General features: G+C 69.9%; 7 protein-coding genes. 6 read left to right on the top strand and 1 reads right to left on the bottom strand.

What is annotated here, in order from left to right:
• Positions 1-6: 6 nt before the first annotated feature.
• The 4 genes from ACIPSA_RS38210 (at position 7) to katG (ending at position 6,636) form a co-directional block, all read left to right on the top strand.
• Positions 7-975, top strand: a complete 969-nt coding sequence (locus tag ACIPSA_RS38210) for an ABC transporter substrate-binding protein (RefSeq protein WP_402643386.1) — start codon at positions 7-9, stop codon at positions 973-975.
• A 388-nt stretch (positions 976-1,363) separates the two neighbouring features.
• On the top strand, positions 1,364-3,802 hold the full coding sequence (locus ACIPSA_RS38205) for an FAD-dependent oxidoreductase (protein ID WP_402643384.1): 2,439 nt from the start codon (positions 1,364-1,366) through the stop codon (positions 3,800-3,802).
• Between the two features lie 140 nt (positions 3,803-3,942).
• Entirely contained in the window at positions 3,943-4,380 is a 438-nt protein-coding gene (locus tag ACIPSA_RS38200) for a Fur family transcriptional regulator (RefSeq protein WP_402643382.1), read from the top strand.
• Between the two features lie 33 nt (positions 4,381-4,413).
• Entirely contained in the window at positions 4,414-6,636 is a 2,223-nt protein-coding gene (gene katG, locus ACIPSA_RS38195) for a catalase/peroxidase HPI (RefSeq protein WP_402643380.1), read from the top strand.
• A gap of 58 nt (positions 6,637-6,694) precedes the next feature.
• On the opposite strand, the gene ACIPSA_RS38190 is transcribed toward katG, so the two are convergent.
• On the bottom strand, positions 6,695-8,962 hold the full coding sequence (locus ACIPSA_RS38190) for a nitrate- and nitrite sensing domain-containing protein (RefSeq protein ID WP_402643378.1): 2,268 nt from the start codon (positions 8,960-8,962) through the stop codon (positions 6,695-6,697).
• 421 nt (positions 8,963-9,383) lie between these two features.
• On the opposite strand from ACIPSA_RS38190, the gene ACIPSA_RS38185 reads away from it, so the two are divergent.
• Positions 9,384-10,538, top strand: a complete 1,155-nt coding sequence (locus tag ACIPSA_RS38185) for an abortive phage infection protein (RefSeq protein ID WP_402643377.1) — start codon at positions 9,384-9,386, stop codon at positions 10,536-10,538.
• 339 nt (positions 10,539-10,877) lie between these two features.
• Entirely contained in the window at positions 10,878-13,307 is a 2,430-nt protein-coding gene (locus ACIPSA_RS38180) for a SpoIIE family protein phosphatase (protein ID WP_402643374.1), read from the top strand.
• Positions 13,308-13,314 lie beyond the last annotated feature (7 nt).

Here is a 13,314-nt window from a genome sequence, read left to right as displayed (position 1 = left end):
GACACCATGGCAAGACACTGGCGAGCCGGCGCGGCCGGCCTGGCCGTCCTCGGTCTCACCCTCACAGCCTGCGGAGGGGCGAAGGTCGGCGACAGCTCGTCCGCGGGCGGCTCGAAGAGCTCGGGCGGCAAGTGCGGCACGTTCAACCTCGCCGTCAACCCGTGGGTGGGCTATGAGGCGGACGCGGCGGTCGTCGCGTACGTCGCGGAGCACGACCTCGGCTGTACGGTCAACAAGAAGGACCTGAAGGAGGAGATCGCCTGGCAGGGCTTCGGGACCGGCGAGGTCGACGCCGTCCTGGAGAACTGGGGCCACGACGATCTGAAGAAGAAGTACATCACCCAGCAGAAGACCGCCGTCGAGGCCGGGCAGACCGGCAACAAGGGCATCATCGGCTGGTACGTGCCGCCGTGGCTGGCCAAGGCCCACCCGGACATCACCGACTACAAGAACCTCAACAAGTACGCGTCCAAGTTCAAGACGTCCGAGTCGGGCGGCAAGGGCCAGTTGCTCGACGGCGACCCGTCGTACGTCACCAACGACGCGGCGCTGGTGAAGAACCTGAAGCTGGACTACAAGGTGGTGTACGCGGGCAGCGAGACCGCGCTCATCCAGGCCTTCCGGACGGCCGAGAAGAACAAGCAGTGGGTGATCGGCTACTTCTACGAGCCGCAGTGGTTCCTGTCCGAGGTACCGCTGGTCAAGGTGAACCTGCCCGCGTACAAGACGGGCTGTGACGCCGATGCGGCCAAGGTCGCCTGCGACTATCCCGTCTACAACCTGGACAAGATCGTCAGCGCGAAGTTCGGCAAGTCCGGCAGCCCGGCGTACGACCTGGTGAAGAAGTTCAACTGGACGAACGACGACCAGAACACCGTGGCCAAGTACATCGCGGTAGACAAGCTGTCCGACGAAGCAGCGGCGAAGAAGTGGGTCGAGGCGAACCGCGACAAGGTCGACGCCTGGCTGAAGTAGCGTCTGGGTGTCTTCGCCCCCTCCGCACCGAACCCCCGCTCCTCAAACGCCGGAGGGGCTCAATCTTTCAGCCTGTCCGGCGTTTGAGGACGAGGCCGTTCAGGCCGAAGCGGGGGTCTGGGGGCGGCAGCCCCCAGGGACGGGACGGGTAGGGGCGGCGGGGGCGAGAACCGCTCGAGCAGAGCGACCCCGAACGCCCCGACGAGGCCCGGCAGGCTGCCAGTGCAGCCTGCCGGGCCTCGCCGCGTCCGGCGTCGCTTCCGGGCTGTTCACCGACGTCCTGCGCCCCCTTGACACCCCTCCCCGGGGACAGGCACATTGAGTTGCGCAACCTGAATCGCGTTGCGCAGACAGCAACTGGACTGGTTTCAAGTTCGGAGGTTGGGCGATGGCGGGACCCCGAGTGGTCATCATCGGAGCGGGCGTAGTGGGAGCGGCCCTCGCCGACGAGATCTCCGCGCGAGGCTGGACCGAAGTGACCGTGGTCGACCAGGGCCCCCTCCCGGCCACGGGAGGATCCACCTCGCACGCGCCGGGCCTGGTCTTCCAGACGAACCCTTCCAAGACCATGACGGAACTGGCCCGCTACACCGTCGAGAAGTTCTGCTCCCTCGACGTCGACGGCAAGCCCTGCTTCCTGCAGGTCGGCGGACTCGAAGTGGCCACCACCCCCGAGCGCCTCACCGAACTCCACCGCCGCCACGGCTGGATCACCGCCTGGGGCATCGAGGCCCGCCTGCTCACCCCCGAGGAGTGCGTGGAGCGGCACCCGCTCGTCAACCGTGAAAAGGTCCTCGGCGGCCTCCTGGTCCCCACCGACGGCCTCGCCAAGGCCGTCCTCGCCGTCGAGGCACAGATCCGCCGCGCCACCGAGAGGGGTGTGCGCTTCCTCGCCCGCCACGAAGTCCTCGACGTTCGGCAGAGCGAGGGCCGCGTCACCGGCGTTCTGACCGACCAGGGCGAGATCCCCGCCGACATCGTCGTGTGCTGTGCCGGCATCTGGGGCCCGAAGATCGCCCGTATGGTCGGGATGAACCTCCCGCTCACCCCGCTCGCCCACCAACTCGCCTGGACCGGCCCGGTTCCGGCCCTCGCCGGCCAGACCGAGGAGGCGGTACGCCCGATCCTGCGTCACCAGGACGCGGACCTCTACTACCGCGACCGCTTCGACGGCATCGGCATCGGCTACTACGGCCACCGCCCGATGCCGGTCTCCGCGGACGACATCCTCTCCGTGGACGAGGCCGACCAGATGCCCTCGGTCCTGAAGTTCACCGAGGAGGACTTCGAGGACGCCTGGACCGAGACCCGGTCGCTGCTGCCGGCGACCAGGGAGGCGAAGATCGAGGAAGGCATCAACGGCCTGTTCTCCTTCACCACGGACGGCTACCCGCTCCTCGGCGAGTCACCGGACGTCAAGGGCTTCTGGGTCGCGGAGGCCGTCTGGGTCACCCACTCCGCGGGCGTCGGCCGGGCCGTCGCGGAATGGCTGGTCGACGGCTATTGCTCCTCCTTCGACCTGCACGAGTGCGACGTCAACCGCTTCGAGCCGCACCAGCTCTCCCCGGAGTACGTGCTGGCCCGGGACTGCCAGAACTTCGTCGAGGTCTACGACATCCTGCATCCGCTCCAGCCGTCCGGAAAGCCACGCCCCATCCGCACCAGCCCCTTCCACGCCCGCCAGCAGGAACACGGGGCGTTCTTCCTGGAGGCGAACGGCTGGGAGCGCCCGCAGTGGTACGAGGCGAACGCGGGGCTGGTCGAAGGCCGTTCCATCCCTACTCCCGACGACTGGGCCGCGCGGTACTGGTCGCCCATCGTCGGCGCCGAGGCCCAGGCCACCCGTGAGACGGTCGCGATGTACGACATGACCGCCCTCAAGCGCCTGGAGGTGACCGGCCCAGGCTCCGCCGGCTTCCTGGAGCGACTGTGCACCGGCAAGGTCGCCAAGTCCGTCGGCTCCGTGACGTACACGCTGCTGCTGGACCACGACGGAGGTATCCGCAGCGACATCACCGTCGCCCGCCTGGCCCGTGACCGCTTCCAGGTCGGCGCGAACGGCAACCTCGACCTCGACTGGTTCACCCGCCACCTGCCCGCCGACGGCACGGTCCAGGTACGCGACATCACCCCCGGCACCTGCTGCATCGGCCTGTGGGGCCCGCTCGCCCGCCAGGTCCTGCAGCCTCTCGCGGACGCCGACTTCTCCGACGACGGCCTCAAGTACTTCCGGTCCAAGCAGGCCCACATCGGCAGCGTTCCCGTCACCGCGATGCGCCTGTCGTACGTCGGTGAACTCGGCTGGGAGCTGTACACCACCGCCGACCTGGGCCAGAAGCTGTGGGACACCCTCTGGGCCGCGGCCGAGCCGCTCGGTGGCGTCATCGCGGGCCGTGGCGCCTTCAACAGCCTCCGCCTGGAGAAGGGTTACCGCTCCTTCGGCACCGACATGACCTACGAGCACGACCCCTACGAGGCCGGCCTCGGATTCGCCGTCAAGCTCGACAAGGACGACTTCATCGGCAAGGCCGCGCTCGAACGCCGCAAGGCCGACCTCCGCCGCAGGCTGACCTGCCTCACGATCGACGACCCCCGGTCCGTCGTCATGGGCAAGGAGCCGGTGTACGACGGTGACCGCGCCGTGGGCCATGTCACCAGCGCCGCCTACGGCTACACCATCGGCAAGGGCATCGCCTACGCCTGGCTCCCGGCCGAGCTCGCCACCCCCGGCACCACCGTGCACATCGGCTACTTCGACCGGCGCATCGAGGCGGTCGTCGCCGAAGAGCCACTGTTCGACCCGACCATGTCCCGCCTGCGTGGCTAGCACAGCGCGAGAGGGGTTTCCGGCAACAGTCAGTCGATATGTCCCTGCATAACGTGAAAAAATCTGCCTGACCTGGGGCATCAGACTTGGATTGCTCGTTTTCTTGAACTGATCGTGTTTATGCGGGTAGGTTGGCCGCCATGACCGCATCCCAGACTCCGACCACCGCCGAGGAGCTGCGCGGTGTCGGCCTGCGGGTGACGGCCGCCCGCGTCGCGCTGCTCGAGACCGTCCGGGGCGGTGATCACCTCGGCGTCGAGGCGATCGCCTCCGGGGTACGTGATCGTGTTGGCCATATATCCCTTCAAGCCGTGTATGAAGCCCTCCACGCGCTCACTGCCGCGGGGCTCATACGGCGCATCGAACCGGCCGGGAGTGCGGCCCGGTTCGAGGGACGAGTCGGGGACAACCACCACCACGTCGTATGCCGGTCCTGCGGTGTCGTCGCGGACGTCGACTGCGCGGTCGGCGAAGCCCCGTGCCTGACCGCGTCCGACGACCACGGCTTCTCGGTCGTCGAGGCCGAGGTCATCTACTGGGGCCTGTGCCCCGCTTGTTCCACCGCCGTCAGTTCCTGAGCACTGTGATCCGCCCAGTCCGGAAGGATTCCCATGTCTGAGAACCATGATGCAATCGTCGCTGATGCAAAGTCCGAGGGTGCGGGCGGCTGCCCGGTCGCGCACGGGCGCGCCGCGCACCCGACCCAGGGCGGCGGCAACCGCCAGTGGTGGCCGGAGCGGCTGAATCTGAAGATCCTTGCCAAGAACCCCGCCGTGGCCAACCCGCTCGGCGAGGAGTTCGACTACGCCGAGGCGTTCGGGAGCCTCGACCTCCCGGCCGTGAAACGCGACATCGCCGAGGTGCTGACGGATTCCAAGGACTGGTGGCCGGCCGACTTCGGCAACTATGGCCCGTTCATGATCCGCATGGCCTGGCACAGCGCGGGCACCTACCGCATCAGCGACGGCCGCGGCGGCGCCGGTGCAGGTCAGCAGCGCTTCGCCCCGCTCAACAGCTGGCCGGACAACGGCAACCTCGACAAGGCCCGCCGTCTGCTGTGGCCGGTCAAGAAGAAGTACGGCAAGAGCCTGTCGTGGGCCGACCTCATGATCCTCGCCGGCAACGTCGCCCTGGAGTCGATGGGCTTCGACACCTTCGGCTTCGGCGGTGGCCGGGAGGACGTCTGGGAGTCGGAGGAGGACGTCTACTGGGGTCCCGAGACCACCTGGCTCGACGACCGGCGCTACACCGGCGACCGCGAGCTGGAGAACCCCCTCGGCGCGGTGCAGATGGGCCTCATCTACGTCAATCCGGAGGGCCCGAACGGCAACCCGGACCCGATCGCCGCGGCCCGCGACATCCGCGAGACCTTCCGCCGCATGGCGATGAACGACGAGGAGACGGTCGCCCTGATCGCGGGCGGTCACACCTTCGGCAAGACCCACGGCGCGGGCCCGGCGGACCACGTCGGCGCCGACCCCGAGGCCGCTCCGATCGAGGCGCAGGGCCTCGGCTGGAAGAGCACCTACGGCACCGGCAAGGGCGGCGACGCGATCACCAGTGGCCTGGAGGTCACCTGGACCAGCACGCCGACCCAGTGGAGCAACGGCTTCTTCAAGAACCTGTTCGAGTACGAGTACGAGCTGGAGCAGAGCCCGGCCGGCGCCAACCAGTGGGTGGCCAAGGACGGGGCCGGCGCGGGCACCGTCCCGGACGCCCACGACCCGTCGAAGAGCCAGGCTCCGCGGATGCTGACGACGGACCTCTCGCTCCGGTTCGACCCGGTCTACGAGCCGATCTCGCGTCGTTTCTACGAGAACCCGGACCAGTTCGCGGACGCCTTCGCCCGCGCCTGGTACAAGCTGACCCACCGCGACATGGGCCCGAAGTCGCTGTACCTCGGTTCGGAGGTCCCGGAGGAGACCCTGCTGTGGCAGGACCCGCTGCCGCAGGCCGAGGGCGAGGTCATCGACGCCGCTGACATCGCGGCCCTCAAGGCCAAGCTCCTCGACTCGGGGCTCACCGTCTCGCAGCTGGTGTCCACGGCGTGGGCGTCGGCCTCGACGTTCCGCACCAGCGACAAGCGCGGCGGCGCCAACGGCGCTCGCATCCGCCTGCAGCCGCAAGCCGGCTGGGAGGTCAACGAGCCCGACGAGCTGGCGCAGGTGCTGCGTGTCCTCGAGGGCATCCAGTCGGAGTTCAACTCCGGCGCCAAGAAGGTCTCCCTGGCCGACCTGATCGTGCTTGGCGGCGCCGCCGGCGTGGAGAAGGCCGCCAAGGACGCCGGTCACGACGTCGAGGTGCCCTTCGCGCCGGGCCGCGTGGACGCCACGGAGGAGCACACCGACGCGGAGTCCTTCGCCGCGCTGGAGCCCACCGCCGACGGCTTCCGCAACTACCTCGGCAAGGGCAACCGTCTGCCGGCCGAGTACCTGCTGCTCGACAGGGCGAACCTGCTGGGCCTCAGCGCCCCCGAGCTGACCGTCCTCGTCGGCGGCCTGCGCGTCCTGGGCGCCAACTACCAGCAGACCTCGTACGGCGTCCTGACCGAGACCCCGGGCAAGCTGACGAACGACTTCTTCGTCAACCTGCTCGACCTGGGCACGACGTGGTCGGCGACCTCGGAGGACCAGAACACCTTCGAGGGCCGCGACGACGCCACCGGCGAGGTCAAGTGGACCGGCACCCGTGCCGACCTCGTCTTCGGCTCGAACTCCGAGCTGCGGGCCGTCGCGGAGGTCTACGCGAGCGACGACGCGAAGGCGAAGTTCGTGAACGACTTCGTCGCGGCGTGGGTCAAGGTCTCGAACCTCGACCGGTTCGACCTCGTCTGACCGTGACGTCCGGGTCGGCCCGCACGGGCCGACCCGGACGTCACCGGCGCGACGGCCGCTAATTCCCCCGTCGCGTTCCGTCCTCGGCGGCTCCTGGGACGCGGTTGCTCCCGGGCGTACGCCGGGGAAGCCGACGCGGCGGGGCGGCGTCGTCCGTCGCCGGCCGGCGGCCGCGTCCCTTCGTCCGCGGCTCGCGCCCGTCGCCCTCGTGGGCGACCCGGGTACCCGTGGGCTCGTCGGTCCACGCCTCGTGCTCGCCGAAGCGGTCCTCGGCAGCGGCTCCCGCCAAGGCGGACATGGCGGCCTCCAGCCGCTGTTCGTGAGTCACGCCGACCGCGGCCAGGGCCAGGGTGTCGACATCGGGTTCGGACCCGGCGGCCCGGAACGTGATGGTGCTGGGCAGCATGACGAGCGAGGTCGTACCCGACTGTGCACCGGACGGGCGCAGCTGCACATGGATGCCGTGCCGGTCGGCCAGCCTGCCGACCACGAACAGCCCCATGTGCTGGTACACGTCGGTGTCCGCGGTCGGCGGGTTGGCCAGCTTGTGGTTGATCACCGCGAAGTCCTCGGGCATCAGCCCGATGCCCTCGTCGTGGATCTCGATCATGACCCGGGTGTCGGGCAGCCGCGCCGCCGTCACGCGGACCCTCGAGTGCGGAGAGGAGAACGCGGTGGCGTTCTCCAGGAGTTCGGCGAGCAGGTGCACGAGGTCGGTCACGGCTCGGCCGTCGATCTCGGCCTCCGGGATGCCGGAGAACTCGATGCGCTCGTACTGCTCCACCTCGGAGGAGGCCGCACGGATGACATCGACCAGGGGCAGTGACCGGTCCCACTGCTGGGCGGGCCTCTCGCCGCCGAGCACGAGGAGGTTCTCTCCGTTGCGGCGCACCCGCGTGGCCAGATGGTCCAGCCTGAACAGGTTCTCCAGCTGGTCCGGATCGGTCTCGTGGTCCTCCAGGTCGGTGATCATGGCCAGTTGACGCTCGACCAGTGACTGGTTGCGGCGCGAGAGGTTGGTGAAGATCGTGTTGATGTTGCCCCGCAGCGAGGCCTGCTCGGCGGCGAGCCGGACGGCCTCGCGGTGGACGTGGTCGAAGGCGCGGGCGACCTCGCCGATCTCGTCCGTGGTGGTGATCGGGATGGGGGCCACCTGGGTGTCCACCTGGCCGGGAACGGCCTGGGACAGCTGAGTGATCGCCGCAGGCAGACGCTCCTCGGCGATCTCGATGGCGGAGGCGCTCAGCCGACGCATGCCACGGCTCATCGAGCGGGCCACCCAGGCGGCGAGGAGGAAGGCCGTGAGCACGGCGACGAGCACGAGCACGGCATTGGTGACGGCGTCCCGGCGTGCGCTGTCGGCGATGCTGCGGGCGCTCGCCAGCGCGCTGTCGGTGAGGTGGATCTCGATGCCGCGGTAGGCGTCGAAGCCGAGCGTGGACGCGGCGGAGAACGACTCCGGTGTGATGCCTTCCGCGGTGAGTTCCGCGGTCGTCTTCCCCGCGGCGATCTCGTTGATCATTTTGGTGGTGGAGGGCGGAGTGACGAAAGTCCGACCCGCCGCCTTGGCCTGTCGGGCAGCCTCGGCGGTCTGCTGCTGCCCCTTCTGCCCGGCGGCTGCCAGCGCTTTCCGCAGCCGTGCCATGTCCCCGGCGGTGCCGGCGCCCGCGTACTCCTGGAGCGCCACCTGTTCGAGGTAGGCGTACGAGCGGAACGAGGCCAACTGGGTCTCCAGTTCGCCCGGGGCGAGGGTGTCGCGGTTCTCCACCAGAAGATGCGTGCCGATGGACCGGATCAGCGACTCGGCGGCCTGGGTCAGGGATATGGCGTAGAGCGTCCGCCCGAAGCTGGCCTGGTTGCTGCTGCCGAAGCCGAGTTCGTTCGAGAGCTCCATCAGCGGGTGCTGGACGGCGTGGTAGCTCTCCTCCGTCTGCACGCCCGACACCTTCGAGGTGAACGCGGCGGCCCGCACCGTGGCGAGCTGCTTCTCGCCGGTGCGCACGAGCTCGATCCGCCTGAGGAGGCCGGCGGTGTCCGGTACGCGGCTCACCGCCGCGTCGAACGCCTTCGCGTCCTCGTCGGTGATCTTGCGAGCCTGTACGACCGCGGTGGCGTTCCGCTTGCCCTCCAGGAGCGGGATGACCGACACGTCGCGCTCGTTGATGGCGTCGCTCGCGTACTTGTTCGCCGCCTGGACCAGCTCGGCCACCCGTACCGCGTCGTCGGCGGCCTGCAGGGTGTCCATGGAATGTTTGACCCGCACACCCCCCAGGGCGAGGGCGACCAGGACCGGGATCAGCAGGACGGCCCGTAGCTTCCTGCCCACCCGCCAGTTGCGAGTCAGGGATCTTCGTCGTCCGTCCGCCGGCGTGCCGGAGGCAGGGCGTTCCGCGTCCGCTCGACGAATCGTGGGGGGTGAGGTGTTCGGCAAGATCGTCCCATCGTTTCCGGACCGCCTCGCGTGCGACGCTCGCCGGGCACTCTCTCAACGGGGGCGGTCTACAGGGTGGTTCAAGTGGTCCACGGTGTGAGCCCGTGTAAGCCCTTTCTAGCACCGCACGATCGACTACGACATCATTTCGCCAGAGTGGTACAAGGTTCATCCAAATCGGCCAAGGCGTCGACGCCGAAGTCGTCCCGGACCGACGGACTTTGCGGCTTTCGGCCCCCGGGTCTCATCCCTTGGTCGCGGCGCCGTAGACCGTCGACGGACAGCGGGACGGACGCCCGCTCGGCACAGTGACCGCATGAAGAACACCAAGGGGATCAGCCGGGCACGATTCCTGGCCGGGACGGCATCCGCCGGGCTCGCGGCGGCGCTGCTGCCCGCGGGGACGGCACAGGCGACGCAGCGGCGGCACGGCCTGCGCCACCGGGGCGTCGTCTACACCGTGGGCGAGGGCGAGACGCCGGGTACGGCCTTCAGCACCGCCCGGATGCGCGAGGACGTCCGCGTGATCCGCGACGAGCTGCACGCCGATACCGTCGACGTCACCGGCGACGGCGTGGAACGTCTCACGGCCACCGCCGCCGAGGCCGCGGAACGCGGCCTGCACATCTGGCTCCAGCCGACCCTCGGCGACGTCCCGGAACGGGACATCCTCGAACACCTGGCGGAGACCGGCCGGTTCGCCGAGCGGCTGCGCCGGCAGGGCGCGAGCGTCGACTTCAGCGTGGGCTGCGAGTTCTGGCTGTTCGTGCCGGGGATCGTGCCGGGGGAGACGGTCCTGGAACGCGTACAGCACCTGCTGGACGGCAACGTCGACCTCGACAGGATGCAGCGCCTCCTGGACCGCTTCACGGCGAAGGCGGCGGCCGTCGGCCGGTCCGTCTTCCGGGGCCGCCTGAGCTACGCCGCCGCCGAGGACGACCAGGTCGACTGGCGCCTCTTCGACATCGTGGGCATCGACTACTACGCGTACCACCGACACCGTGCCGACCATGTACGGGAGTTGCGCCGCCACCTGCGTCCCGGAAAGCCCCTGGCGATCACCGAGTTCGGCACCTGCGCGTACGTCGGCGCCCCCGAGACGGACGGTATGGGCTGGAACGTCGTCGACCACGACAAGGACCCCGAGGAGATCAAGGGCCACCTCGTCCGCAGCGAACATGCACAGGCCGCCTACCTGGCGGACCTCGTGGACGTCTTCTCCGCGATGAACCTGTACGCGGCGATGGCCTTCGAGTTCGTCACCCCGGACGCCCCGCACCGCCCCGACGACCCACTCCACGACCTCGACATCGCAAGCTACGCCATCACCAAGACCATCATGGACTGCCCGGACGACCCCCACTCCGGCTGGCACTGGGAACCCAAGAAGGCGTTCCACGCCCTGGCCGGACGCTACGCCGCCGGGGAGAGCCGAGGGACGCTGCCCACCGGCCGCGCCACCGGGACCTGACCCCGGGACCTGCCCCCGGGAATCGCCGGGGCGCCGGGGGTGAGGCCGGGGTCGCCGTCGCCCGGCGCCCTTCGCCCCGGCCCCGGGAAGGCACGGGACGGCCGCCCCCCCCGCGACCCCGCCCTGTCCGGGATCCCTGATGAGCCGGTCCGCCGGTCCGCCGGCGCGTACCGGCACTCGCCGGTCCGGGCGGGTCTCCGAAGGTGCGGGCGCACTCCGGCAGGGGCGACGGCCTGCCGCGGATCGCCGTCGGCGCCCCGCGGCGCCGGAGCGGCGGGGGATGACCCTCGGTGCAACAATGGCCTGGTGGGGGCCCGGCCCCGGAATGGGACGTACGGTATGGGCGTCAGCGGCGCGCTCGGCAGTGCAGATCCGGCCGATCCGTTCGACATCGGATCCGCGGCCGTGGCGGTCACTGATGCCAAGATGCTGGTCGTCTACTGGAGCCCCGGAGCCGAGCGGCTGCTCGGCCACCCGGCCGGCGACGCGGTGGGGCACCCGGTCGAATCCTTCCTGGCGGGCACCGGCCCGGCCGCCGCCGTGCCACGGCTGCGTCGGGTCGGCCGTGGCTGGAACGGCGTGCTCGCCGCCCGCCACCGGGCCGGGCACACCGTCGATGTCGCGGTTCGGGCATGTCCCCTCGTCGCCGCCGGCGGACACCGCGGCTGGCTGGTCGTGGCGTGCGACGCCAGGGAACAGGACGAGTGCGAGTTCCACGAGCAGATCGCGCGAGGTCTGCTGGAGCGATCGCCCATGGGAATCGCCGTACTGGACACCGACCTGAGCTGGAAATGGGCGAACCGGGCACTGGCCGACATGGAGGGGTACGGGTCCGCCGAGGACATCGTGAGCGGAACGGTCACGGACGCCGGTGAGTCCTCGCCCCTGGTGAGCCGGTATGCCAAGCGGGCGCTCATGACCGGGCAGCCGCAGGTGACCCTGGAGTCCTCGCCGGCGCAGCACGACATGACACGCCGGCGGAGCAAGAGGCGCGTCAAACTGCGCTCTTTCTTTCCCGTGCGGAACCGCGTGGGCGACACGCTGGGTGTCTGTCTCGTCGCCCTCCAGGCCACCGGACAGGATTCGGCGCGTGACCGGCTCACCCTGCTGAACGAGGCCAGCGAACGCATCGGCACGACGCTGGATCTCGACCGGACCGTGCGGGAACTGGCGGAAGTCGTGGTGCCGCGGGTCGCCGACTTCGTGGCGATCGACCTCCTGGACGCCGTTCGGGCGGAAGCGGACCCGGCCGTGGACGTGCCGCCCGGCGAGGAGACGCTGCGCCGGGCGGCTCACCTGTCGATCCAGGAGGACCACCCCGAAGTGGTCGTCGAGCTCGGCACCGCCACCGACTATCCGCCCCGGTCCCCTCAGGAACGCTGCCTGGCCACGGGACAGCCCATCAACGAAGTCGTCAGCCCCTCGACATCCTGGCTCGCCGATGACTCCGTGCGCTGGACGAGGCTCATCCGGCTGGGCGTGCACACACACCTGGTCGTGCCGCTCCGGGCACGCGGCATCACCATGGGCGTGGTGACCCTGCTGCGCTGGAAGAACCCCGATCCGTTCGACGAGGACGACCTGCTTCTCGTCGAGGAACTGGTGGCGCGGGCCGCCGTGTGCGTCGACAACGCCAGGCGTTTCGCCAGAGAGCGTCAGGCGGCGCTCACCCTGCAGACCAGCCTCCTGCCGCCCGACCTGCCCGAGCTCAACGCGGTCGAGGTCGCCTACCGCTATCTGCCGGCCGACCTCGAGTCCGGGGTGGGCGGTGACTGGTTCGACGTCATCCCGCTCTCGGGCGCCAGGGTCGCCCTCGTGGTGGGCGACGTGGTGGGCCACGGGCTGCACGCCGCGGCGAGCATGGGGCGTCTGCGGGCCTGCGTCCAGACACTGGCCGACCTTGACCTTCCCCCGGACGAGCTGCTGACCCACGTCGACGACCTGGTCGTACGCCTGTCGGACGAGGCCGAGGCTGCCGCACAGGGGCCCGCGGTCATCGGGGCGACCTGCGTGTACGCCGTCTACGACCCGGTCGCCCGCACGATCGTCGTGTCCCGCGCCGGGCACCCCAGCCCCGCGATCGCCCACCTGACCGAGCCGGTCGAGTTCCCCGACATCCCCGCGGGCCCGCCCCTGGGCCTGGGTGGCCTGCCGTTCGAGTCGGCCGAGATCGTGGTGGAGGAGGGGAGCATCATCGCGCTCTACACCGACGGGCTGATCGAGGCGTCGGACCGGGACGTGGACGTCGGAATGGAGCGGCTGTGCTTCACCCTCGCCCACCCCGACCGGCCGCTGGAGGAGATCTGCGACATCATGGTCCGCACTCTGCTGCCGGACCGGCCGCGCGACGACGTCGCCTTCCTGATCGCGCGAACACACGCTCTCAGCCCCGATCGCGTCGCCAGCTGGGAGATCCCCGCGGACCCTTCGGCAGTGGCCGTGGTGCGGAACGACGTGGCCCGGCAACTGGCCGTGTGGGGTCTCGAAGAAGTCGCCTTCACGACGGAGCTCATAGCCAGCGAGCTGGTCACCAACGCCATCAGGCACGCGTACGGCCCGATCAGCCTGCGTCTCATCCACGAGCGGGCGCTGATCTGCGAGGTCTCCGACGCCAGCAACACCGCTCCGCACCTGAGACGAGCCCTCAGCACGGACGAGGGAGGGCGGGGCCTCTTCCTGGTCGCACAGCTCGCCCAGCGCTGGGGTACCCGCCACACGGCCGACGGCAAGACCATCTGGACGGAGCAACAGCTGCCGGACGGCGCGTGACGCCGGG

Source organism: Streptomyces sp. NPDC086549 (assembly GCF_044746205.1).
GTDB lineage: Bacteria > Actinomycetota > Actinomycetes > Streptomycetales > Streptomycetaceae > Streptomyces.
Note: the sequence above shows the minus strand (reverse complement) of the source record. Positions and strands in the feature narration are given on the sequence as shown.

Bases quoted from the DNA above. Each gene is read 5' to 3' on its own strand.
- ACIPSA_RS38210 (WP_402643386.1), top strand. From the start codon at position 7: ATGGCAAGACACTGGCGAGCCGGCGCGGCCGGCCTGGCCGTCCTCGGT.
- ACIPSA_RS38205 (WP_402643384.1), top strand. From the start codon at position 1,364: ATGGCGGGACCCCGAGTGGTCATCATCGGAGCGGGCGTAGTGGGAGCG.
- ACIPSA_RS38200 (WP_402643382.1), top strand. From the start codon at position 3,943: ATGACCGCATCCCAGACTCCGACCACCGCCGAGGAGCTGCGCGGTGTC.
- katG (WP_402643380.1), top strand. From the start codon at position 4,414: ATGTCTGAGAACCATGATGCAATCGTCGCTGATGCAAAGTCCGAGGGT.
- ACIPSA_RS38185 (WP_402643377.1), top strand. From the start codon at position 9,384: ATGAAGAACACCAAGGGGATCAGCCGGGCACGATTCCTGGCCGGGACG.
- ACIPSA_RS38180 (WP_402643374.1), top strand. From the start codon at position 10,878: ATGGGCGTCAGCGGCGCGCTCGGCAGTGCAGATCCGGCCGATCCGTTC.